This is a genomic window from Actinosynnema sp. NPDC059335, from assembly GCF_042752395.1.
Lineage (GTDB): Bacteria > Actinomycetota > Actinomycetes > Mycobacteriales > Pseudonocardiaceae > Actinosynnema.
The window spans coordinates 103,571-123,554 of sequence record NZ_JBHYXZ010000001.1; the positions used below are offsets into that span (position 1 = coordinate 103,571).

Annotated in this window: 22 protein-coding genes; 10 read left to right on the forward strand and 12 right to left on the reverse strand. The window is 73.3% G+C overall.

Annotated elements, in window-relative coordinates:
• Position 1 precedes the first annotated feature (1 nt).
• On the reverse strand, positions 2-424 hold the full coding sequence (locus tag ACFXGA_RS00550) for an organic hydroperoxide resistance protein (RefSeq protein ID WP_378082910.1): 423 nt from the start codon (positions 422-424) through the stop codon (positions 2-4).
• 111 nt (positions 425-535) lie between these two features.
• Positions 536-1,096, reverse strand: coding sequence for an NADPH-dependent FMN reductase (locus ACFXGA_RS00555; RefSeq protein ID WP_378082912.1), 561 nt, complete (start codon positions 1,094-1,096; stop codon positions 536-538).
• 80 nt (positions 1,097-1,176) lie between these two features.
• Between ACFXGA_RS00555 and ACFXGA_RS00560 the strand changes: the two genes are divergently transcribed.
• Entirely contained in the window at positions 1,177-2,244 is a 1,068-nt protein-coding gene (locus tag ACFXGA_RS00560; protein WP_378082913.1) for an alpha/beta hydrolase, read from the forward strand.
• 93 nt (positions 2,245-2,337) lie between these two features.
• Here the strand turns inward: ACFXGA_RS00560 and ACFXGA_RS00565 are convergent, their stop codons facing one another.
• Both ACFXGA_RS00565 and ACFXGA_RS00570 read right to left on the reverse strand, forming a co-directional pair.
• Positions 2,338-3,786, reverse strand: a complete 1,449-nt coding sequence (locus ACFXGA_RS00565; protein ID WP_378082914.1) for a catalase — start codon at positions 3,784-3,786, stop codon at positions 2,338-2,340.
• 29 nt (positions 3,787-3,815) lie between these two features.
• Complete coding sequence (locus ACFXGA_RS00570; RefSeq protein ID WP_378082915.1) at positions 3,816-4,232, reverse strand: Fur family transcriptional regulator; 417 nt, start codon at positions 4,230-4,232, stop codon at positions 3,816-3,818.
• An 85-nt stretch (positions 4,233-4,317) separates the two neighbouring features.
• Here ACFXGA_RS00570 and ACFXGA_RS00575 point away from each other — a divergent pair, with 85 nt between their 5' ends.
• Both ACFXGA_RS00575 and ACFXGA_RS00580 read left to right on the forward strand, forming a co-directional pair.
• The gene (locus tag ACFXGA_RS00575) at positions 4,318-5,487 is read left to right on the forward strand and encodes an MFS transporter (protein WP_378082916.1); all 1,170 of its coding nucleotides are present in this window, start codon (positions 4,318-4,320) and stop codon (positions 5,485-5,487) included.
• A gap of 62 nt (positions 5,488-5,549) precedes the next feature.
• Positions 5,550-6,194: a thiopurine S-methyltransferase gene (locus ACFXGA_RS00580; protein ID WP_378082919.1), complete on the forward strand. Its 645-nt coding sequence runs from the start codon at positions 5,550-5,552 to the stop codon at positions 6,192-6,194.
• Here ACFXGA_RS00580 and ACFXGA_RS00585 read toward each other — a convergent pair.
• From ACFXGA_RS00585 to ACFXGA_RS00595, 3 genes are read right to left on the reverse strand one after another with little or no spacing between them, the layout of a single operon-like run.
• Positions 6,191-7,624: a gluconokinase gene (locus ACFXGA_RS00585; protein ID WP_378082920.1), complete on the reverse strand. Its 1,434-nt coding sequence runs from the start codon at positions 7,622-7,624 to the stop codon at positions 6,191-6,193. The genes ACFXGA_RS00580 and ACFXGA_RS00585 overlap by 4 nt on opposite strands.
• Positions 7,625-7,634: 10 nt before the next feature.
• Positions 7,635-8,726: an aspartate-semialdehyde dehydrogenase gene (locus ACFXGA_RS00590; protein WP_378082921.1), complete on the reverse strand. Its 1,092-nt coding sequence runs from the start codon at positions 8,724-8,726 to the stop codon at positions 7,635-7,637.
• Positions 8,723-9,988, reverse strand: coding sequence for an aspartate kinase (locus ACFXGA_RS00595; RefSeq protein WP_378082923.1), 1,266 nt, complete (start codon positions 9,986-9,988; stop codon positions 8,723-8,725). Before ACFXGA_RS00595 ends, ACFXGA_RS00590 begins: the two co-directional genes overlap by 4 nt.
• A gap of 100 nt (positions 9,989-10,088) precedes the next feature.
• Here ACFXGA_RS00595 and ACFXGA_RS00600 point away from each other — a divergent pair, with 100 nt between their 5' ends.
• Together ACFXGA_RS00600 and ACFXGA_RS00605 are read left to right on the forward strand one after the other, a co-directional pair.
• Positions 10,089-11,288, forward strand: a complete 1,200-nt coding sequence (locus ACFXGA_RS00600) for a hypothetical protein (protein ID WP_378082924.1) — start codon at positions 10,089-10,091, stop codon at positions 11,286-11,288.
• Positions 11,288-11,872, forward strand: coding sequence for a nitroreductase family protein (locus tag ACFXGA_RS00605; protein WP_378082926.1), 585 nt, complete (start codon positions 11,288-11,290; stop codon positions 11,870-11,872). The genes ACFXGA_RS00600 and ACFXGA_RS00605 overlap by 1 nt, the downstream gene beginning before the upstream one ends.
• 56 nt (positions 11,873-11,928) lie before the next feature.
• Here ACFXGA_RS00605 and ACFXGA_RS00610 read toward each other — a convergent pair whose 3' ends face one another.
• Positions 11,929-12,228 carry a hypothetical protein gene (locus tag ACFXGA_RS00610; protein ID WP_378082929.1) on the reverse strand — a complete coding sequence of 100 codons (300 nt, stop codon included), beginning with the start codon at positions 12,226-12,228 and terminating at the stop codon, positions 11,929-11,931.
• A 228-nt stretch (positions 12,229-12,456) separates the two neighbouring features.
• On the opposite strand from ACFXGA_RS00610, the gene leuA reads away from it, so the two are divergent.
• A complete protein-coding gene (gene leuA / locus ACFXGA_RS00615) occupies positions 12,457-14,247 on the forward strand; it encodes a 2-isopropylmalate synthase (RefSeq protein WP_378082931.1) in 1,791 nt (596 codons plus the stop codon).
• A gap of 48 nt (positions 14,248-14,295) precedes the next feature.
• On the opposite strand, the gene ACFXGA_RS00620 is transcribed toward leuA, so the two are convergent.
• Positions 14,296-15,435, reverse strand: a complete 1,140-nt coding sequence (locus ACFXGA_RS00620; protein ID WP_378082932.1) for an epoxide hydrolase family protein — start codon at positions 15,433-15,435, stop codon at positions 14,296-14,298.
• Between the two features lie 63 nt (positions 15,436-15,498).
• On the opposite strand from ACFXGA_RS00620, the gene ACFXGA_RS00625 reads away from it, so the two are divergent.
• The gene (locus ACFXGA_RS00625; protein ID WP_378082933.1) at positions 15,499-16,467 is read left to right on the forward strand and encodes a helix-turn-helix transcriptional regulator; all 969 of its coding nucleotides are present in this window, start codon (positions 15,499-15,501) and stop codon (positions 16,465-16,467) included.
• Here the strand turns inward: ACFXGA_RS00625 and ACFXGA_RS00630 are convergent.
• Both ACFXGA_RS00630 and ACFXGA_RS00635 read right to left on the reverse strand, forming a co-directional pair.
• Positions 16,445-16,819, reverse strand: a complete 375-nt coding sequence (locus ACFXGA_RS00630; protein WP_378082935.1) for a peptidase inhibitor family I36 protein — start codon at positions 16,817-16,819, stop codon at positions 16,445-16,447. The two genes, ACFXGA_RS00625 and ACFXGA_RS00630, sit on opposite strands and share 23 nt — an antisense overlap.
• A gap of 272 nt (positions 16,820-17,091) precedes the next feature.
• Complete coding sequence (locus ACFXGA_RS00635; protein ID WP_378082937.1) at positions 17,092-17,709, reverse strand: TetR/AcrR family transcriptional regulator; 618 nt, start codon at positions 17,707-17,709, stop codon at positions 17,092-17,094.
• A 68-nt stretch (positions 17,710-17,777) separates the two neighbouring features.
• Between ACFXGA_RS00635 and ACFXGA_RS00640 the strand changes: the two genes are divergently transcribed.
• Positions 17,778-18,341 (forward strand): TIGR03086 family metal-binding protein, encoded by a 564-nt coding sequence (locus ACFXGA_RS00640; protein ID WP_378082939.1) that lies wholly within the window; start codon positions 17,778-17,780, stop codon positions 18,339-18,341.
• A 124-nt stretch (positions 18,342-18,465) separates the two neighbouring features.
• Entirely contained in the window at positions 18,466-18,765 is a 300-nt protein-coding gene (locus tag ACFXGA_RS00645; protein WP_378082941.1) for a hypothetical protein, read from the forward strand.
• On the opposite strand, the gene ACFXGA_RS00650 is transcribed toward ACFXGA_RS00645, so the two are convergent.
• Positions 18,762-19,193: a winged helix-turn-helix transcriptional regulator gene (locus tag ACFXGA_RS00650; RefSeq protein ID WP_378082942.1), complete on the reverse strand. Its 432-nt coding sequence runs from the start codon at positions 19,191-19,193 to the stop codon at positions 18,762-18,764. The two genes, ACFXGA_RS00645 and ACFXGA_RS00650, sit on opposite strands and share 4 nt — an antisense overlap.
• Before the next feature lie 81 nt (positions 19,194-19,274).
• Here ACFXGA_RS00650 and ACFXGA_RS00655 point away from each other — a divergent pair, with 81 nt between their 5' ends.
• Positions 19,275-19,976 carry an SDR family oxidoreductase gene (locus tag ACFXGA_RS00655; protein ID WP_378082944.1) on the forward strand — a complete coding sequence of 234 codons (702 nt, stop codon included), beginning with the start codon at positions 19,275-19,277 and terminating at the stop codon, positions 19,974-19,976.
• The last annotated feature ends 8 nt before the right edge of the window (positions 19,977-19,984 follow it).

Consider the following 19,984-nt stretch of genomic DNA (forward strand, 5'->3'; position numbering starts at 1 on the left):
CTCACACGGTGGTCGTGAGAGCCACCTCGATGTTGCCTCGCGTTGCGTTGGAGTACGGGCACAGCAGGTCCGCCGCCGCGGTCAGCCGCTCCGCCTCGGCCCGCTCCAGGCCGGGCAGGTGCGCGACCAGCTCGACGGCGAGCTGGAAGCCGCCGTCGCCGTTGCGGCCGAGGTCCACCTTCACGGTCACGGTCGTCTCGCCGAGCTTGACCTTGGCCTGCCGGGCGGCGGCCTTGAGCGCGCTGTGGAAGCACGCCGCGTAGCCGGCCGCGAACAGCTGCTCGGGGTTGGTCTTGTCGCCGCCCGGGCCGCCCAGCTCCTTGGGCATGGAGAGCTGCTCGTCGATCACGCCGTCGGACGTGCGGACCTCGCCGTTGCGGCCTTCTCCGACTGCGATGGCTTCCGCGGTGTAGAGAACCTGCATGTGACGCTCTCCTTCGAGCTGGTGGTCGGGCCCCTCGCCCTGCCCAACACCCGGCCGAAGCCGAACCACACCCGGTCGTGTGGCAGCTCACGCCCTCCCGTGGCTACCCGCTCAACCCGCCCTCGACACGGCGAACTCCGCCACCTGTCGCCCGATCGTGCGCAACTGGTCGGCCACGGACGGCACCGAGCAGCCGCCGTCCACCTCGAACTCGACCTCGCCGGAGTTGACCGCCGCCCCCAGCGGCGTGGGCCAGCCGCGCAGCGCGTGCACGATCGAGCGCAACGCGGTGAGCGTGGTCACCGACGCCTGCCAGCCCTGCGCCGTGGCCACGCAGCCGACCGCGCGGCCGTCGAGGTAGGGGCGTTCGTCGCCGCGCAGGTCCTCGACGTAGTCCAGGGCGTTCTTGACCAGGCCGGACACCGTGCCGTGGTAGCCGGGCGAGACGAGCACCACCCCGTCGGCCAGGCGCAGCGCCTCGACCAGCCGCCGGGCGGCGTCGGTGCGGTCCGGCACGGACGGGTCGTAGAACGGCAGCACCAGCTCGGGGCCGGAGACCTCGACCACCTTCGCGCCCGCGTCCACGGCGCCCTCCAGGGCGATCCGCATCGCGCGCTCGGACTGCGAGTTGGGGCGCAGGGACCCGCCGATGCCCACCACGGTGACCGTCATGGTGCCCGATCCTGCCACCTGCACCTAACTGGAGGTCCAGCGCTCGCCCGAAGCCCCTACCCGCGAGTAACGTAGGTCTCATGTCGAAGCTCGCCGAGTCGATCCCTCCCGGTGTCCTGGCCGGTGCACTCCGCTTCGTGTTCGGCCTGCCCGCGCCGCTGCGCCGGTTCGTCGCCGGCCCGCCCGTCACGGTGGACGGCCAGCGGCTGCACCCCGAGGCGCAGCTCCTGCTGAGGTTGCAGCGGCTCAGCGGCGAGGACTGGCGGACGACCACGCCCGCCGCCAACCGCGTCGCGCTCAACCGGACGAACGCCCTGGTCTGCGGGCCCGTCATCGGCGGCGTGGCGGTGCGGTCGCTGTCGCTGGACGGCGTCGGCGCGCGGTTCTACGAGCCGACCGGGCTGGCCGCCGGGTCGCCGCTGCTGGTCTTCTACCACGGCGGCGGGTGGGTCAGCGGCGACCTGGACAGCCACGACAACCTGTGCCGGTTCCTCGCCGTGGAGGGCGGGGTGCGGGTGCTGTCGGCCGACTACCGGCTCGCCCCCGAGCACCCGTTCCCGGCCGCGGCGGACGACGCGCGGACCGCGTTCGAGTACGCCGTGGCGCACGCCGAGGAGCTGCGGGTCGACCCGCGGCGGATCGCGCTCGGCGGCGACAGCGCGGGCGGGAACCTGGCGGCCGTGACCGCGCTGCACGCGGGGGACGTCAAGCCGGTGTTCCTGCTGCTGTTCTACCCGGCGGTGGACGCGTCGGTGCGGCGGCGGTCGCGGGAGCTGTTCGGCCGCGGGTTCTTCCTCACCGACGAGAAGATGGACTGGTTCCTGGACCACTACGCGCCGTCCCGGGACACGCACACCGACCCGAGGCTGTCGGTGCTGCTGGCGGAGGACCTGAGCGGGCTGCCGCCGACGTACCTGGCGACGGCCGGGTTCGACCCGCTGCGCGACGAGGGCGAGGCGTTCGCGGAGAAGCTGGCGCGGCAGGGCGTGCCGGTGGTGCTGCGGCGGCACGAAGGGCTGTTCCACGGGTTCGCGAACATCCTCGGCGTCGGCGGCGTGTTCCGGGAGGCGGTGGCCGAGGCGGTCGGGTCGCTGCGCACCGGGCTGGCGCTGGCCAACGCCCGGCAGGATGTCCCCGACACGGCGTGACGCCGGGCCGCGGCCCGGCGGAAGACCGGACGGGGCCGCCCGGTGCGGGCGACCCCGTCGGGTGTGCACTGTCAGGGGTGCACGGTCAGGGAGTCACTTGCCGAACGCGGCGGCGATCTTGTCGCCGGTCTCCTTGTCGATGTTGCGCCAGTACTCGAACACCCGCTCCAGCACCGGCTCGGACACGCCGTTGGACGCGTGCGCGACCACGGTCTTCACCAGGCGCTCCCGCTGGGCCTCGTCCATGACCTCGCGGATCAGGGTGCCCGCCTGGCCCCAGTCGTCGTCCTCGGCGTGCAGCTTGTACGCCGAGCGCACGACCTCGTCCTCGACGCCGTAGGTCGTGGTGACCTCGCCGGCCGCCTCGGCGGAGGCGTGCGGGCCGCCGTAGGAGTTGGGCGCGTACACCGGGTCGGCCGGGTTGGCGAAGCGCATCGCGCCGTCCCGCGAGTACGAGTTCACCGGCGACTTCGGCCGGTTCACCGGCAGCTCGTTGTAGTTCGCGCCGATGCGGTACCGGTGGGCGTCGGGGTAGGCGAACATGCGGCCCACCAGCATCCGGTCCGGGGACGCGCCGATGCCGGGCACCAGGTTGGTCGGCTCGAACGCCGCCTGCTCGATCTGGGCGAAGTAGTCCGACGGGTTGCGGTCGAGCACCAGCCGGCCGACCTTGACCAGCGGGTAGTCCGCGTGCGGCCACACCTTGGTCAGGTCGAACGGGTTGAAGCGGTACGTCGCGGCCTCGGCGTACGGCATGACCTGCACGTGCAGCGTCCACGACGGGAACTCGCCGCGCTCGATGGCGTGCCACAGGTCGGCGCGGTGCGCGTCGGCGTCCTCGCCCGCGATCCGGGCGGCCTCCTCCGAGGTCAGGTTCTCGACGCCCTGGTCGGTCTTGAAGTGGTACTTGACCCAGAACTTCTCGCCGGCCGCGTTCTCCCACAGGTAGGTGTGCGAGCCGTAGCCGTTCTGGTGCCGCCAGGTGCGCGGGATGCCCCGGTCGCCCATCAGCCACGTGACCTGGTGCGCGGTCTGCGGCTGCAGCGTCCAGAAGTCCCACTGCATGTCGTGGTCGCGGCGGCCGGTGTCGGCGCGGCGCTTCTGCGAGCGGATGAAGTCCGGGAACTTGATCGGGTCGCGCAGGAAGAACACCGGGGTGTTGTTGCCGACCAGGTCGTAGTTGCCCTGCGTGGTGTAGAACTTCAGCGCGAAGCCGCGCGGGTCGCGCCACGTGTCGGGCGAGCCCAGCTCGCCCGCGACGGTCGAGAAGCGCAGCAGCACCTCGGTCCGGACGCCGGGCTGGAACAGGGCGGCCTTGGTGAAGCGGCTGACGTCCTCGGTCGTCTCGAAGTGGCCGAACGCGCCGCCGCCCTTGGCGTGCACGACCCGCTCCGGCACCCGTTCCCGGTTGAACTGGGCGTTCTTCTCGATCAGGTAGTGGTCCTGCAGCAGGATCGGGCCGTTCGCGCCCAGGGTCAGGGAGTGGTCGTCGCTCGCGACCGGGATGCCCGCGTTGTTGGTGGTGTGACGCGCTTCGGTCACGCTGTGGCTCCTTCTGTGGGGTGCGGCAGTCAGGTCCCTCGGCAATCCGGGCACAGACCCCAGAACAGGACTTCCGCCTCGTCCACCGCGAAGCCGGCCGTCTCGGAGGGTTCGAGGCAGGGCGCGGCGCCGTGGACGCAGTCGACGTCCTCGGTCCGGCCGCAGGTCCGGCAGACGAGGTGGTGGTGGTTGTCGCCGGTCCGCGTCTCGTACCGCGCCGGGTGACCGGCGGGTTCGATCCGGCGCAGCAACCCGGTCCGCGCGCACGCGTGCAGCACGTCGTAGACGGCCTGCGTCGACACGGACCCCAACCGGGCCCGCACGCCCTCGGCGACCGCGTCGGCCGTGGCGTGGGGGTGTTCGACGAGCCACTCGAGCACCGCGATCCGGGGCGCGGTGACGCGCAGCCCGGCGTCCTTGAGCAGCTCACGTGGTCCTGGGGTCATGGCTCCACCACTTCATCACGCTTTCTGGAACGAGTCAAGAAAACGAACGGTTAAACCTCTTGCCCTCGCGAGTGAGGATGGGCACGTGAACGTCTCCCGTTACCTGGCCGTCCTCCGAACGCCGCGCGTGCCCGGCCTGATGCTCCTGATGCTGGTCGCGCGCGTGCCGGCGACGGCCGCGGGCATGACGATCACCATGCACGTCCTGCTCGGCCTCGAACGAGGTTACGGCGCGGCGGGCCTGGTCGGGGCGGTCAGCACGATCGGCATCGCGCTGGGCTCGCCGCTGATGGGCCACCTGGTGGACCGGCGCGGGCTGCGCGCCATGGTGGCCCTGTCGGTGGCCACCGAGGGCGTCTTCTGGTTCGTCGCGCCCCTGCTGCCCTACGAGGTGCTGCTGGTCACGTGCTTCCTCACCGGGATCACGGTGCTGCCGGTCATGTCGCTGGGCAGGCAGATCCTGACCGCGCTGGTGCCGGACGACCGCCGGCGCACCGCGCTGGCGATGGACTCGATGGCCGTCGAGGTCGCGTTCATGGCCGGCCCGGCGCTCGGCGTCGCGCTCACCACGCAGGCGTCCAGCCGGACCGCGATGTGGGCCATCGGCGCGTCCATGCTCGTGGTGGGCGCGATCCTGTACGCGGTCAACCCCCCGGTCGGCCGCGAGGGCCCCCCGGGACCGCGCGTGCCCCGCCGGGAGTGGCTCGACGGGCGGCTGGTCGGGGTGCTGATCAGCGCAGGCGGCGCGACGTTCGTGCTGTCGGGCGTCGAGGTGTCCGTGGTGGCGTCGATGCGCGAACTGGGCCTGACCGGGTGGACCGGGGCGATGGTCGCGGTGATGTGCGTGGCGTCGCTGGTCGGCGGGTTCGTCTACGGCGGGCTGACCCGCGTGCCGCCGCTGTGGGCGCTGATGGGCGGCATGGGGCTGCTGGCCGTGCCGATCGGGTTGTTCGGCTGGTCGCCGTGGTGGCTGGCGCTCGCCCTGGTGCCGACGAACCTGCTGTGCGCGCCGACGATCACCGCGACCGGCGAGGAGATCGCGAAGCACGCGCCCCCGTCCGCGCGCGGTGTGGCGATGGGCCTGCAGAGCTCGGCGTTCACGCTCGGCGTGGCGCTGGGCCAGCCGGTCGCCGGGTTCGTGATCGACCACGGCTCACCGGCGTGGGGGTTCGCCGTCGCGGGCGTCGGCGCGCTCGTGGTCGCCGCGGGCACCGCGGTGCCCGGTCACCGCAGGACGCCGGCCCCGGCGGTCTGATCGGGGCGGAAACCACCCGTTCGGCCCAGTCTCCGGCACGCTCCGCGCACCTCTTCTCCAGCATGGAACCCGAGTTCTGGTACGAGTCGTGGGAGCAGGGCGGCACGAAGACGAGCTTCCACCTGCGCGACGTGCACGAGCACGCCCGGATGCTGGCCCGGCTCGGCCTGGTGGCCGGCGCGCGGGTCCTGGTGCCGCTCTGCGGCAAGACCACCGACCTGCGGTTCTTCGCCGAGACGGCGGCGGAGGTCGTCGGGGTCGAGCTGGTGCCCCGGGCCGTCGAGGAGTTCTTCGCCGAGAACGGCCTGGACCCGGTGGAGGAGGAGCCCGACGTGTTCCGCTGCGGCAACCTCGTCATCCGCCGCCAGGACCTGTTCCGGCTGGGACCGGCCGAGATCGGCCCGGTCGACCTGGTCTACGACCGCGCGTCGCTGATCGCGTTCCCGGACGACATGCGGCAGCGGTACGCCGACACGATCACCCGCCTGGCCCGGCCCGGGACCCGGTACTTCATCAACACCCTGGAGTACCACCCGACGCTGCCGACGCCGCCGTTCTCCGTCGGGCCGGCGGAGATCGCCGGGCGCTTCGGGCACGCGTTCGACGTCGAGCACCTGGCCGCGCAGCCCCGGCCGGAGCACCGGATGGTCGGGAAGTTCGGCCTGACCGACCTGGTGGAGCACGGCTTCCTGCTGCGCGCCCGCTAGGGCCGCCCCAGCTCGCGCAGGGCCCGGTACAGGCGTTCGACGCCCGGCCGGGCCCGCGCGTAGAAGCGGACCGCCTCCGGGTCCGGGGCGATCGTCTTCACCGGGGTGATCAGGTCGGCGGCGACGGTCAGCGACCCGATCTCCCCCAGCGCCCGCCACCCCACCAGGGCCGCGCCCACGCCCGAGCCCTCGCTGTCGTCGGCCAGCTCCAGCTCCAGGCCCAGCGCGGACGACAGGACCGTCGCCCACAGGTCGCTGCGGAACGCGCCGCCGGTCACCCGGACCGCGTGCACGTCCGCCACCGAGCGCACCGCGTCCAGCACCAGCGCCAGTTGCTGCGCCACGCCCTCCACCAGGGCACGGGTGACCACCGCGCGCCCGTGCTCGCGCCGCAGCCCGACCACCGCCGACGTCGCGTCCGCGTCCCACCACGGCGCGCGCTCGCCCAGCAGGTACGGCAACGCGGTCACGCCCGACGCGCCCACCGGCACCGCGGCGGCCTCGTCCAGCAGGTCCCGGACGTCCACGCCGAACGCCTCGGCGGCCCACTGCGCGGCCACGCCGCCGTTGCTCACCGCGCCGCCGAGCACCCACAGCCCCTCGGCGACGGCGTAGCAGAACACCCGCCCCCGCTCGTCCACGGCGGGCTCGTCGCGCACCACCCGCAGCGCGCCGCTGGTCCCCAGCGACACCGCCGCCACCCCCGGCACGACCGCGCCCACGCCGAGGTTCGCCATCGGCCCGTCGCCGCCGCCCAGCACGACCGGCAGCCCGGCGGGCAGGCCCGGCACGTCCACCGCGAGCGGCAGGGAGTCGGTCGGGGCGTGCAGCGCGGGCAGCTGCTCGGCCCGCACGCCCGCGAACTCCAGCGACCCGGGGTGCCAGTCCAGCGACCGCAGGTCCATCAGGCCCGTCGCCGACGCCGACGAGTGCTCGGTCGCGAGCACGCCCGTCAGCCGCAGCGCCACGTAGTCCTTGAGCCCGCACCACCGGTCCGCGGTGAACCCCCGGTCGTGGAACCACGCCAGCTTCACCAGCGGCGACATGGTGTGGATCGGGGTGCCGGTCGCCCGGTGCAGCGCGATGCCCGCGTCCGTGCCGCGCAGCCGGGCCGCCTGCTCCTGCGCGCGGTTGTCCGCCCACGACACCGACGGCGTGACCGGCGTGCCCGAGGCGTCCAGGCCCACCAGCGTGTGCATCGCGCCGGTCAACGCCAGCGCCCGCACCGCGAGCCCCCGGGACGCGACCTCCCGCAACGCCCGCAGCGCCGCCTCCCACACCTCCACCGGGTCGTGGGTCGCCTCGCCGGAGGGCGTGGTGCGCATCGGGTAGCCGTGCTCCGCCGATGCCACCACGCCCGCGTCCCGGTCCACCGCGATGACCTTGGTCGACGTCGTCCCCAGGTCGATCGCGAGCACTACCTCCGCCATGGGGGTGAACCTACAGGCGGCCGGCCAGCTCCTCGGCGATCTCGTAGGTGTTCAGCGCCGCACCCTTGCGCAGGTTGTCCCCGCACACGAAGAAGTCCAGCGTGTTCGGGAAGTCCAGCGCCTGCCGCACCCGGCCGACGTAGGTCGGGTCGCCGCCCACGACGTCCGCGGGCGTCGGGAACTCCTTCGCCGACGGGTCGTCCACCAGCACGATCGACGGCTGCGCGCCGAAGATCTTGTGCGCCTGCTCGACGGTCACCTCGCGGGCGAACGTCGCGTGCACCGCCAGCGAGTGCGTCGTCACCACGGGCACGCGCACGCACGTCGCCGAGACCTTCAGGTCCGGGATGCCGAGGATCTTGCGGGACTCGTTGCGGACCTTCAGCTCCTCGCTGGTCCACCCCTCGTCCTTGAGCGACCCGGCCCACGGCACCACGTTGAACGCCAGCGGCGCGGGGAACGGCGAGTCCGACACCGGCAGCCCGGCGGCCTCCAGCGCCTCGCGCACGTCGCCCGCGCGCACCCCGACCGGCTTGCCCGCCAACGCCTCGGTCTCCGCGTACAGGCGGTCGATCGCCGCCTGCCCGCCGCCCGACGCCGCCTGGTAGGACGCGACGACCAGCTCGCGCAGCTCGAACTCCCGGTGCAGGGCGCCCAGCGCGGCCATCATCGACAACGTCGTGCAGTTCGGGTTCGCGATGATCCCCTTCGGGCGCTCGCCGATCCGGTCGGCGTTCACCTCGGGCACCACCAGCGGCACCTCGGGGTCCATCCGGAACGCGCCCGAGTTGTCCACCGCGACCGCGCCGCGGGCGGCGGCCACCGGGGCCCACTCGGCCGACACCTCGTCCGGCACGTCGAACATGGCGACGTCCACGCCGTCGAACGCCTCGGGCGACAGCGCGACGACGGTCAGCTCCTCACCGCGCACGGTGATCTTCTTGCCCGCCGAGCGCGGCGACGCGATCAGCCGGATCTCGCCCCACGGCACGGACTCGCGGCCGTTGATGATGTCGATCATGACGGTGCCGACGGCGCCGGTCGCGCCCACCAGCGCGAGGCGGGGCTTGCGCGGCACACCCGCACCCGAGGTCGCGCTCATCGTCCACTCCCCGCGTACACCACTGCCTCCTCGTCGCCGCCCAGCTCGAACGCGTCGTGCAGGGCCCGCACGGCGTCGTCGAGCTGCGTGTCGCGGCAGATGACCGAGATCCGGATCTCCGAGGTGGAGATGATCTCGATGTTGACGCCGGCCGCGGCCAGCGCCTCGCAGAACTGGGCGGTCACGCCGGGGTGCGAGCGCATGCCCGCGCCGACCAACGACACCTTGCCCACGTGCTCGTCGTAGAGCACCTGGTCGAAGCCGATCTCCTCGCGCGCCTTCTCCAACGCGGCGACCGCGCGCGGCCCGTCGTCCTTCGGCAGGGTGAACGTCACGTCGGTGCGGCCGGACACGGCCTGCGAGACGTTCTGCACGACCATGTCGATGTCCAGCTCCGCCTCCGCCACGACGCGGAAGATCCGCGCCGCCATGCCGGGCAGGTCGGGCACCGCGGTCACGGTCACCTTGGCCTCGGACCGGTCGTGCGCGACGCCGGTGATCATCGCCTGTTCCACGGGAAGGTCCTCCACTGACCCGGACACGATGGTCCCGGGCTTGTTGCTGAACGAAGATCGGACGTGCACGGGGACGCCGTAGCGGCGGGCGTACTCGACGCAGCGCAGCATGAGCACCTTGGCCCCGCTCGCCGCCATCTCGAGCATCTCCTCGTAGGTGATGGTCTCCAGCCGCTTGGCGTTCGGCACGATGCGCGGGTCGGCGGTGAACACGCCGTCCACGTCGGTGTAGATCTCGCAGACGTCGGCCTTCAGCGCGGCCGCCAACGCCACCGCGGTGGTGTCGGTGCCGCCGCGGCCGAGCGTGGTGATCTCCTTGCTGTCCTGGCTCACGCCCTGGAAGCCCGCGACGATCGCGATCGCGCCCTCCGCCAGCGCGTCCTGGATGCGGCTCGGCGTCACGTCGATGATGCGCGCCTTGCCGTGCACGGACGTGGTGATCACCCCGGCCTGCGAGCCGGTGTAGGACCGCGCCTCGGCGCCCAGCGAGCTGATCGCCATCGCCAGCAGCGACATGGAGATCCGCTCGCCGGAGGTGAGCAGCATGTCCATCTCGCGGGCGGGCGGCACCGGGGACACCTGGCGCGCGAGGTCGAGCAGCTCGTCGGTCGTGTCGCCCATGGCCGAGACGGCCACGACGACGTCGTTGCCCGCTTTGCGGGTCGCGACGATGCGCTCGGCCACCCGTTTGATCCGCTCGGCGCTCCCGACCGAGGAACCGCCGTACTTCTGGACGACGAGCGCCACAGACCCACTCCTCCCAGGTGCTTCAAGCCCAGCTCACCGGGGAGACTACCTGGCCCAAGGAGTGGACAGCGGTCGCCGTGACGCCCACTACCCTCGACCCGTGTCGACCCTGGAGGCGGTTCGCGTGGACCCGTACGACGCGCCCGGCGCGCGCGGGCGGCTGGCACGCGCGGCCAGACACCGGGCGACCGCGGTGCTCGCGCCCGCCCTGCTCTACCTGGCCGTGCGCGAGCTGGGCCTGATCGCGCTCCGGCTGATGGCGGCGCGGTGGGACAAGGACGTCACCCGGGCGCTCACCTCGTGGGACGGGCAGTGGTTCCTGGGCATCGCCGAGGGCGGCTACGACGACGTGCCGACGTGGCTGGTGGACGCGTTCGGGCGGCGGACGGACGAGACGCCGCTCGCGTTCTTCCCCGGCTACCCGGCCCTGGTGCGGTGGGTCGACGGGCTGCCCGGCGTGCCGACGGTCGGGGCGGCGTTCGCGGTGAGCCTGGTCAGCGGCGTCGTGTGCGCCTACGGGCTGGCCCGGCTCGGGGAGCGGGTGTCCGGCGGGTCGCGCCGGGCCGGGTTGGCGCTGGTCGTGCTGTTCGCGGCGTCGCCGATGGCCGTGGTGCTGTCGATGACGTACTCCGAGGCGACATTCTGCGCGCTGGCCGCGTGGTCGCTGGTCGGCGTGGTGGAGCGGCGGTGGCTGCTCGCCGGGGTGTGCTGCGCGGCGGCGGGCCTCGTGCGGCCGACGGCCGCGGCGCTGGTCCTGGCGGTGTGCGCGGCGGCGGCCGCGGCGGTGTGGCGGCGGCGGGACGACTGGCGGGCGTGGGTCGGCGGGCTCGTCGCGCCGCTCGGGCTGCTCGGCTACCTGGCGTACGTGGCGCTGCGCACCGGGCGGTGGGACGGCTGGTTCGCCGTGCAGCGGATCGGGTGGGACTCCCGGTTCGACGGCGGTGCCGCGACCTGGAAGTTCGCGCTGCTCATCCTGGGCGAGCCCCGGTCGGTGCTGGAGCTGGCCACGGTGTGGCTGCTGGTCGTGGCGCTCGCGCTGGTGGTGCTGAGCCTGCGGCGGGGGCCGGAGTGGCCGCTGGTCGTGTACGGCGTGGGCGTGCTCGCCATGGACCTCGGCTCGAACGGGCTGATGAACTCCAAGGCGCGGCTGCTGCTGCCCGCGTTCACGCTGCTCCTGCCCGTCGCGCTGGCGCTGGCCCGGCGGCGGACGGGCACCGCGGTGGCGGTGCTGGCCGGGGTTTCGGTGTTCAGCGCGTGGTTCGGGGCGTACGCCATCACGGCTTGGCAGTATGCGATCTGATGGAACCCCACGACCTGATCATGCGACGCTGGAGCCCCCGTGCGTTCGACGGCACGGCCGAGGTCTCCCCGGACACCGTGCGCGTGCTGCTGGAGGCGGCCCGCTGGGCGGCCTCGCACGGCAACACCCAACCCGCCCGCTTCCTGGTCGGCCACCGCGGCGACGACACGTTCGAGCGGATCTTCGCCGCGCTGCGGCCCGGCAACCGGTCCTGGGCCGGGCGGGCGTCCGTGCTGCTGGTGGGCGCGGTCGCCGAGGCCGACGAGCGCGGCCCGGTGCCGAACACCGAGTTCGGGCTGGGCCTCGCGGTGCAGAACCTGGTGCTGCAGGCCGTGGACCTGGGGCTGGTCACGCACCAGATGGGCGGCTTCGACCCGGACGCCGTGCGCGTCGCGTTCGGGCTGCCCGACCACGTGCGGCCGGTCGTGGTGATCGCGGTCGGCGTGCTCGGCGACGACGCGGACCTGCCCGAGGAGCTGCGGGCTCGGGAACGGCGGCCGCGGACGCGCAAACCGCTGAGCGAGACGGTGTTCACCGGCCGGTGGGGGCGGCCCGCCTTCGCGGACGACCCCGGCGAGGGCTGAGCGCGCCGGTTCCCCGCCGCGGGAGGAGGAGGTCGCGACGGGGAACCGAAGGGGGGTCAGCGGGCCACGACACGGGCCAGCAGACCGGCGACGACGAGCCAGAACACCGCCGCGAGGCCGTAGTTCAGGAGCACGTCGACGTTGTAGTTGCCCGTCTTGAACAGCCCCGGGAAGAACAGCGCCAGCGGCTCGGCGAGCTGCTGGATGAAGCGGAAGAACGCGTTGCCGGCGTTCACCCCGATCAGGATCATGAGGATGTACAGCACCTCGATGGCCGCGAAAGCGGCACCGACACCGCGGATCACCCGGGCAGCGGTGTAGTTCCCGCTGCGCGTTGAGGTTCGCCATCTGGACATGTCAAGAAGGTGCCCGCCCCACGATCGAGTGAAACTCGAGCGGGTGAAGTTCCACCATCTGGGCGGTCGGTTCCACCTCGGCGCGGAATGTGGTTAACCTGTCCGACGTGGCACGTGCCCTCCTGCTTCGCCGCCGTGACGGGGTCTGATCAGACCGGCCCCCCGTCGCGGGATCGAGCGTTGCCGCCGGTCGTCCGATCCCCGGCAGCAGCAGGAGCACTCCCGATCATGAGCACCAGTCACGACGCGTACACCTCCGGCACGAGCCGCATCCGGCCCCCGGCCCGCCCCGTGCCCGGCCAACCCGCGTGGAACCCCCAGCGCGGCACGTCCATGCCCGTGCACCGCTACCGGCCCTTCCACGAGCAGGTGGAGACCATCGACCTGCCGGACCGCACCTGGCCCGGCAAGCGGATCACCCAGGCGCCCCTGTGGTGCGCCGTCGACCTGCGCGACGGCAACCAGGCGCTGATCGACCCCATGTCGCCCGCGCGCAAGCGCAAGATGTTCGACCTGCTGGTCCGGATGGGCTACAAGGAGATCGAGGTCGGCTTCCCGGCCGCCTCGCAGACCGACTTCGACTTCGTCCGCGAGATCATCGAGGACGGCGCGATCCCGCCCGACGTGACCATCCAGGTGCTGACCCAGTGCCGCCCCGAGCTGATCACCCGCACGTTCGAGGCGCTGCGCGGCGCGGCCAAGGCGATCGTGCACTTCTACAACTCGACGTCCGTCCTGCAGCGGCGGGTCGTGTTCAAGTCCGACCGCGAGGGCATCAAGAAGATCGCCACCGACGCCGCCGCGTTCGCGCTGGAGCAGGAGAAGCTCTACCCGGAGACCGAGTTCCGCTACGAGTACTCCCCCGAGTCCTACACCGGCACCGAGCTGTCCTACGCGCTGGAGGTCTGCGACGCCGTGTCGGCGGTCATCCGGCCGACGCCGGAGAAGCCGCTGATCATCAACCTGCCGGCGACCGTCGAGATGGCCACCCCGAACGTGTACGCCGACTCGATCGAGTGGATGTCGCGCAACCTGGCGCGCCGCGACTCGATCATCCTGTCGCTGCACCCGCACAACGACCGCGGCACCGGCGTGGCCGCGGCCGAGCTGGGCTACCTGGCGGGCGCGGACCGGATCGAGGGCTGCCTGTTCGGCAACGGCGAGCGCACCGGCAACGTGTGCCTGGTGACGCTGGGCATGAACCTGTTCAGCCAGGGCGTCGACCCGCAGATCGACTTCTCCGACATCGACGAGATCCGGCGCACGGTCGAGTACTGCAACCAGCTGCCCGTGCCCGAGCGGCACCCCTACGGCGGCGACCTGGTGTTCACCGCGTTCTCCGGCTCGCACCAGGACGCGATCAAGAAGGGCTTCGAGGCCCTGGAGGACGCCGCCAAGGCCGCCGGGCAGCACGTGGACGAGTACCAGTGGGACGTGCCGTACCTGCCGATCGACCCCAAGGACGTCGGCCGCAACTACGAGGCCGTGATCCGGGTCAACTCGCAGTCCGGCAAGGGCGGCGTGGCGTACCTGATGAAGACCGAGCACCACCTGGACCTGCCGCGCCGGCTCCAGGTCGAGTTCTCCAAGGTCATCCAGGAGGTCACCGACACCCGGGGCGGCGAGATCGGCCCCAAGGACATGTGGGACGCCTTCGCCGAGGAGTACCTGAACGGGACGGTGCCGCTGAAGCTGCTGCGGCAGGAGGTGTCCGGCGACGGCAGCGGCCACGAGCGGATCACGGCCGTCGTCGTGGTGGACGGCGAGACGCAGGAGATCACCGGCAGCGGCAACGGCCCGATCGCCGCGTTCGTCGACGCGCTGGCCACCGTCGGCTACGACGTGCGGGTGCTGGACTACGTCGAGCACGCGCTGTCGTCGGGCGACGACGCCCGTGCGGCGGCGTACCTGGAGTGCGCCGTGTCGGACCGCGTGCTGTGGGGCGTGGGCATCGACAGCTCGACCGTGGTGGCCTCGCTGCGCGCCCTGGTCTCCGCGATCAACCGCGCCAACCGCTAGTGCCCGACGGGCCGCCTCGCCGCCGGACGGTCGGCGAGGCGGCCCCGGTCACCGCCCGGCGAAGAACCCGCGCACGTCCGCGACCAGCAGGTCCGGCCGCTCCAGGGCCAGGAAGTGGCCGCCCCGGTCCAGCTCGGTCCAGCGCACGACGCGGTGGTCGCGCTCGGCCCACCGCCGGACCGTCACGTCGCGCGCCGAGACCAGCACCCCGGTCGGCACGGTCGCCGGCGGCCGCTCGTCCCAGCCCTTGGCGGAGATCTCCTCGTAGTAGACCTGCGCCGCGGACGCGGCCGTGCCGGTCAGCCAGTACAGCGACACGTCGGTCAGCACCCGGTCGCGGCTCACGCTGTCCTCGGGCAGGCCGTCCTCCGGGTCGGTCAGCTCCTTGAACTTCTCCACGATCCAGGCGAGCTGCCCCACCGGCGAGTCGTGCAACGCGTAGGCCACGGTCTGCGGGCGCTTGGCGTTGCACCGGAGGTAGCCGTCGTTGAAGTCCCGCATGGCCGCCCAGCGCCGCTGCTCGACCTCCGTGAGGCCGTCGAGCTCGCCCTCCTCGCCGACGGGGAACGCCAGCAGGGCGTTGAGGTGGATGCCGACCACGCGGTCCGGCGCGCGCCGGCCCATCTCGGGGGCGACCCACGACCCGGTGTCGTAGCCCTGCACGCCGTACCGCTCGTACCCGAGCGCCGCCATCAGCTCCACCAGCACGCCCGCCATCCGCGCCGCGCCCATGCCGGGTCCGGCCAGCGGGGTGGAGAAGCCGAACCCGGGCAGCGACGGGACGACCAGGTGGAACGCGCGGGACGGGTCGCCGCCGTGCGCGTGCGGGTCGGACAGGGGGCCGATCACGTCGAGGAAGTCCGTCACGCCGCCCGGCCAGCCGTGCAGCAGGACCAGCGGCAGGGCGTCCGGCTCGGGCGAGCGCACGTGCAGGAAGTGCACGGTCTGGCCGGCGACGTCGGCCAGGAACTGCGGGTGCCGGTTGATCTCCGCCTCGTGCGCGCGCCAGTCGTAGCGGGTGCGCCAGTGCTCGGCGAGGTCCTTCAGGTAGCCCACCGGCACGCCCCGGCTCCAGCCCACGCCGGGCAGCTCGTCCGGCCAGCGGGTGTTCGCCAGGCGCGCCTTCAGGTCGTCGAGCAGCTCCTCGGGGACGTCGACGCGGAACGGGCGGATGTCGTGCTCTGTCATGGCCGCGACGCTGGGGACCCGTTGGGACGGTGCCGGTCCTAACGATCGGGCAGGCTCGACGCCATGGTGGACACGTCCTCGCGGCTGCTCCGGCTGCTGTCGCTGTTGCAGACCCGGTGCGACCGGTCCGGCGCCGAGCTGGCCGACCGGCTGGGCGTCACCCCGCGCACCGTCCGCCGGGACGTCGAACGGCTGCGCGACCTCGGCTACCCGGTGCACGCCACCCGCGGCACGGCCGGGTACCGGCTCGGCGGCGGGGCCGCGCTGCCGCCGCTGCCGCTGGAGGACGACGAGGCGGTCGCCGTGGCGGTCGGGCTGCGCACGGCGGCGGGCGGCTCGGTCGCCGGGATCGAGGAGACGTCGCTGCGGGCGCTGGCCAAGCTGGAGCAGGTGCTGCCCGCGCGGCTGCGGCACCGGGTCGGCGCGCTGCACTCGGCGACCGTCCGGGTCGGCGCGGGAGGCCCCCGGGTGGACCCGGACGTGCTCGTGGCCATCGCCGACGCGTGCCGGCGGTGCGAGTCGCTGCGGTTCGACTACACCGGCGCCGGCGGCGTCCGCACCACCCGGTCCGCCCAGCCGCACCGCCTGGTCAGCCTCGGCCGGCACTGGTACCTCGTCGCCTGGGACACCGACCGCGACGACTGGCGCAGCTTCCGCGTCGACCGGCTCGCGCTGCGCACGCCGAACGGCCCGCGCTTCGCGCCGCGCGAGCCGCCCGACGGCGACGTGGCCGCCTACCTGGAGCACCGGCTGTCGTCACGGGCCTGGCCGGTGCGGGCGACCGTCGCGCTGCACGAGCCGGCCGCCGCCGTGGCCGACCGGGTCTGGCCCGGCACGGGCGTGGTCGAGGCCGTGGACGACCGGAGCTGCCTGCTGCACGTCGGCGCGGAGAACGCCCGCGACCTCGTGTGGATGATCACCTCCGTGGACGTGGACTTCACCCTCCTCGACGGTCCGCCGGCCCTGGTCGACGCGCTGCGCGAGCACGCCGACCGCTGCCGGCGCGCGATCAGTCGAACCAGAGCGACCTGATCGTGTAATTCCCGGCCAGGTTTCCCTGGTCGCCCGCCACGGTGCTGCCGATCCGGCCCTCGTAGTTGTGCTCCCGGTAATAGTGCACCCGGTCGTTGGACCGGTTCCGCACCGATTTCGGGTTCACCAGGCCCCACGAGCAGATCTCGTTCGCCCGGGCGTTGCTCTGCGAGTACTGGCACCGGTCGCCCCGGCCGTCGCTGTCCCGGTAGAAGCAGATGTAGTGGTCGCTGCAGTCCCACGCGGCGGGCGCCGGGGCCGCCGCGGCCGCGGGCGTGGAGGCCGACGCGGCGCACAGGCCGATCGCGCAGAGCAGTTTCGCCGCGTGCGCGGCCGATCGGGGAACACGCATGGAGATCACCCTCCCGATGATCGCGAAAAGCATTTCCCACGAAATGTGGAATGCCCCGCGACCGTACCCCCGGGCGAGGAACGGGAACCAGTCGCACAAAAGCGTGAAGGACGAAAACACTTACCACGGAATTCGGCGGAATCACCACCGCCACCGGAACGGGACCGGATTCGCACCCGGCCGGGTGGCGGGTGGTGGACGGCGCGTGGTCACCGGCGGAACGCCGAGGGCGCCGACGGGCCGGAGACGGTCGGGAGGGCCGCGCGGGCGGCTCAGCGCCGGGCGGGGGGCGCCGCGGCCACCTGGTCCAGCCGGGCCCGGACCGCCGCCCTGGCCCGCTCGTACGCGTGCGGGTCGTCGTGCAGGACCGACCGGGCGTTGGCCAGCTCCAGGAACGCGATCAGCTCGAACGCCAGCTGGTCGGGGTCGGCGACCGACCCGGTCGCGGCGATCGTGTCGCGGACGTAGGCGTGCCACTCGGCGCCGTACCGGGCGATCGAGTCGCGCACCCGACCGGGCCGGGCGTCGAACTCGGCCTGCACGGCGTAGAAGAAGCACCCGCCCGGGAACGTGCGCCGCTCCGAGTACGCGAGCCAGCCGTCCAGCAGCCGCTCCAGCCGGTCCAGCCCCGGCGGCGCGACCAGCGCGGGCTCGACGACCTCGGCCGCGAAGATCGCCGCCGCCGCGCGCACGGTCGCGAGTTGCAGCTCCTCCTTCGAGCCGAAGTGCGCGAACACCCCGCTCTTGCTGACCCGCAGCTCGGTGGCCAGCCGCCCGATCGACAGGCCCTCCAGGCCCTCGACCGAGGCGATCTCCGCCGCGCGCCGCAGGATCTGCCGCCGCGTCTGCTCGCCGCGCTCCACCCGTCCGTCGACCTTCACGGCCCCCACGCTAGCCCCCTTGACCCGACCCGAACTAATTGTACGATCGTTCGTACAACCTGAGGGGCGGAGGAACCGTGGATCTCCTGGACCTGAACCGGCAGTCGCTCGACCTGAACCTGGAGCTGATGGCCGGCCTGGACGAGTCGCACCTGGACCTGGCCACGCCGTGCGCCGGGTGGACGGTGTACGAGCTGCTGCGCCACCAGGTCGAGACGACGCTGTCGTTCGCCGCGGCGATCACCCGCACCGCCGTGGCCGAGCCGGCGAGCGACGACATGCCCACCGCCTACCGGGCGGCGGCCGACGCGGCCACCGAGGCGTTCCGCGCGGACGGGGTGCTGGAGCGCGACGCCGAGTTCCCCGGCTACGGCCGCCGGCCGGGCCGCGACCTGGTGGCCGCGCACTTCGTGGACGGCCTGGTGCACTCCTGGGACCTGCGCCGCGCGATCGGCGTGGACAGCGCGCTCGACCCGGAGCTGGCCACCGCCGCCTTCCGGATGGCCCGCCGCTACCCGACCACGCCGGACGTGCGCGGGCCCGGCGCGGCGTTCGCGCTGCCGGTCCCCGTGCCGGACGACGCGCCGATCACCGACCGCCTGGTCGGGCTGCTGGGCCGTTCGCCGCGCTGGCCGGCGTGACGACCCCGGGCCGGGGGCGCGACCGCAGGGGGAGGCGCCCCCGGCCCGTACCACCCCGGTATGACGTCGGGGTCGGCACCGCGGACCGACGACCCGCGACCCGATCGCGCCTAGCGTTCGGTGCGTGAGCACGCCATTCGCCCGTCTCGGGATCCACCCGCGGCCCGGTGTCGCCCGGGCCGTCGTCGCGGCCGTGCCCGCGCTGCTCGCCCTGTACCTGGCCGCCCGCGGCCGGCTCTACCCGCTCTGGCCGGACACCGCCGGCGCCCTCGGCCACCCGTTCACCGCCGACCCCGGCCTCGGCGGCGCGTGGGGCGGTCCCACCCTCGCCGGGGCGTGGCTCGTGCACGCCCTGATCGCGCTCGGCGGCCAGGTGCTCTGCCTCGCCGCGCTGCGCGCCCTCTACCGGCCGCGGAACCGCTAGGCCGGCTCGGACCGCACGTCGTCGTCCGGCACGACCGCGCCTTCGTCGTCCACGAACCGCACCCGCACCGGGCGTCCGTCGACCGACCGGTACGCGACCCCCGTCGCGGTGCGCGGCAGGTGCTCGTCGCCCCACTGCTGGAGGGCGCACAGCACCAGGTTCAACCGCCGGCCCGCCTCGGTGAGGCGGTAGCCGTCGCGCGGGCGCTGGCCCGGCTCCCGGTAGCCCTGCCGGGCCAGCAGACCGGCGTCGACCAGCTTCGCGAGCCTGGCCGCGAGCACGTCGGACGCGATGCCGAGCCGCGCGCGGAACTCCGAGAAGCGGGTCGCACCCACGAACGCCTCGCGCAGCACGAGGAGGGTCCAGCGCTCGCCGACCACGTCCACCGCCCTGGCCAGCGAGCAGGTCGACCCGTCGGGTTCCGTCACGTTCCCCAGTATGGCCCGGTCACGCGCCCGGAGCCGGTCCCGGCTAAGTTGGAAATACCAACTCACCTGGGAGACAGACCCATGAAGATCGCCAACTCGGTCGCGCTGGTCACCGGGTCCAACCGCGGCCTGGGCCGGCACTTCGCCCGCCAGCTGGTGGAGCGGGGCGCGGCGAAGGTCTACGCGACCGCGCGCGACGCCGGCGCGGTGGACCTGCCGGGCGTCGAGGCGCTGCCGCTGGACATCACCGACCCGGCGGCCGTGGCCGCCGCCGCGGCCCTCGCGCGCGACGTGACCCTGCTGGTCAACAACGCGGGCATCATCACCGGGGCGAACCTGGTCACCGGCGACCCGGCCGAGATCAGGCGGGAGATGGACACGCACTTCTACGGCACCCTGGAGGTGATCCGCGCGTTCGCGCCGGTCCTCGCGGCCAACGGCGGCGGCGCGATCCTGAACGTGCTGTCCTCGATGTCGTGGGTGTCCTACGACCGCGCCACCGCCTACAGCGCGGCCAAGGCGGCGCAGTGGAGCCTCACCAACGGCGTCCGGGTGGAGCTGGCGGCGCAGGGCACGCTGGTCACCGGCCTGCACCTCGGGCCGACCGACACGGACATGACGGCGGGCCTCGACGTGCCGAAGAACGACCCGGCCGACGTCGTCCGCGCCGCCCTGGACGGCATCGAGGCCGATCGGGTCGAGGTGCTGGCCGACCAGGGCGTCGTGGAGCTGAAGGCCGCGCTGTCCGCCGACCCGCGCGTGCTCTACCCGCAGGTCGTCTGACCGCGGGT

Bases quoted from the DNA above. Each gene is read 5' to 3' on its own strand.
- ACFXGA_RS00550 (WP_378082910.1), bottom strand. From the start codon at position 424: ATGCAGGTTCTCTACACCGCGGAAGCCATCGCAGTCGGAGAAGGCCGC.
- ACFXGA_RS00555 (WP_378082912.1), bottom strand. From the start codon at position 1,096: ATGACGGTCACCGTGGTGGGCATCGGCGGGTCCCTGCGCCCCAACTCG.
- ACFXGA_RS00560 (WP_378082913.1), top strand. From the start codon at position 1,177: ATGTCGAAGCTCGCCGAGTCGATCCCTCCCGGTGTCCTGGCCGGTGCA.
- ACFXGA_RS00570 (WP_378082915.1), bottom strand. From the start codon at position 4,232: ATGACCCCAGGACCACGTGAGCTGCTCAAGGACGCCGGGCTGCGCGTC.
- ACFXGA_RS00580 (WP_378082919.1), top strand. From the start codon at position 5,550: ATGGAACCCGAGTTCTGGTACGAGTCGTGGGAGCAGGGCGGCACGAAG.
- ACFXGA_RS00585 (WP_378082920.1), bottom strand. From the start codon at position 7,624: ATGGCGGAGGTAGTGCTCGCGATCGACCTGGGGACGACGTCGACCAAG.
- ACFXGA_RS00590 (WP_378082921.1), bottom strand. From the start codon at position 8,726: ATGAGCGCGACCTCGGGTGCGGGTGTGCCGCGCAAGCCCCGCCTCGCG.
- ACFXGA_RS00605 (WP_378082926.1), top strand. From the start codon at position 11,288: ATGGAACCCCACGACCTGATCATGCGACGCTGGAGCCCCCGTGCGTTC.
- ACFXGA_RS00610 (WP_378082929.1), bottom strand. From the start codon at position 12,228: ATGTCCAGATGGCGAACCTCAACGCGCAGCGGGAACTACACCGCTGCC.
- leuA (WP_378082931.1), top strand. From the start codon at position 12,457: ATGAGCACCAGTCACGACGCGTACACCTCCGGCACGAGCCGCATCCGG.
- ACFXGA_RS00620 (WP_378082932.1), bottom strand. From the start codon at position 15,435: ATGACAGAGCACGACATCCGCCCGTTCCGCGTCGACGTCCCCGAGGAG.
- ACFXGA_RS00625 (WP_378082933.1), top strand. From the start codon at position 15,499: ATGGTGGACACGTCCTCGCGGCTGCTCCGGCTGCTGTCGCTGTTGCAG.
- ACFXGA_RS00630 (WP_378082935.1), bottom strand. From the start codon at position 16,819: ATGCGTGTTCCCCGATCGGCCGCGCACGCGGCGAAACTGCTCTGCGCG.
- ACFXGA_RS00655 (WP_378082944.1), top strand. From the start codon at position 19,275: ATGAAGATCGCCAACTCGGTCGCGCTGGTCACCGGGTCCAACCGCGGC.